Genomic DNA, 1,187 nt, shown 5'->3' on the forward strand with positions numbered 1-1,187 from the left:
TTGGCCCCGCTCCCCGTAGGCGGCAATACGGTGGTATTGACCGTCCACTCCTGTGTATCGCCATTTTCCGCTGTGACCGTATAGGTAACGGCACCGGAAAAATCCTGAACGACGGTCCTTGCCGGGGATACCGTGGCGTCCGCCGATATGTCCAGTACCGAAGGGGCACCGGTCAAGTCGGTACCATCGGGTACCGTAACGTTGATGGTAAATGTGGTAGCGTTTATGTCCGCGCCTGTCTGGCCGGGAAGTTCGAATGCCGTTATGGCGTTCTCCCCACTGCCCGTGGGCTGGGATACGGTCACGTTCACCGTCCATACCTGCGGCGTTCCCGTCTCGGGGGTCACCGTATAGGCAACGGCCCCGGAGAAGTCCCGGACCTGGCCGATGGCCGGTGCCACGGTGGCCCCTGGGGAGACCTCAAGTATTTCCGGGGCTATATTAAGGTCGGTTCCGTCGGGTACGTTGACGGTTATCGTATGGTTCCCGGTATCGATGTCGGAACCGTTCTGGCCCGGAAGTCCGAAGGCCGTGATATCGGTATCCCCCGCAACGGGCAGTACCAGTACCTTGGCCGTTACCGTCCAGACCTGCCCGGTACCGTTGCCCGATGTGACGGTATATTCCACAGGGGAAGTGAAATCGCGTACCTGCAAGAGGGCGGGTGCCAGGGTGGCGCCTTCCGAGACTATCAACAGTACGGGGGCCACGTTCAGCGGCGTGCCCTCGGGAACGGTCACCGAAACGGTATGGGCCTGCGTATCTATGGTTGCCGTCTCTATCTGGCCGTTCAGCGCGAAGGCCTCTATATCGTTCGCCGATTGTAGCGATACCCCCGTGATCTCGACAAGGACGCTTCCGCTGACCTCCGGGTCGGAGACCGAGGTGGCCGTTATCGTGACCGTTCCCGCGGAAAGACCGGTCAAAAGACCGTTTTCGTCCACGGTCGCTATCGCATCGTCACTGGAGGACCAGGTCACACTTGGGTCCGTTGCGTTCTCGGGAAGGACCGTTGCCGCCAGTTGGCGCTGCGCTCCCGTGGCACCGGGGTCCGCCTGTGAAACGGAAATGCCCGTTACCGGTACCCTGTCCGGGGGGATCACCTCTACGGTGACCGTATCGCTGGCATCGGGATTGGAAACGGAGGTTACGGTAACCTCCGCCGTGCCCAGCCCTACCGCGATACA

Annotated in this window: 1 protein-coding gene; it reads right to left on the reverse strand. The window is 61.2% G+C overall.

The window, feature by feature from the left end:
* Window positions 1–1,187: Ig-like domain-containing protein (locus Q4597_RS19680; RefSeq protein ID WP_303407805.1), on the reverse strand; the 1,187-nt coding region annotated here is incomplete at both ends.

The sequence above is a fragment of the Zobellia sp. 1_MG-2023 genome (assembly GCF_030549125.1).
Lineage (GTDB): Bacteria > Bacteroidota > Bacteroidia > Flavobacteriales > Flavobacteriaceae > Zobellia > Zobellia russellii.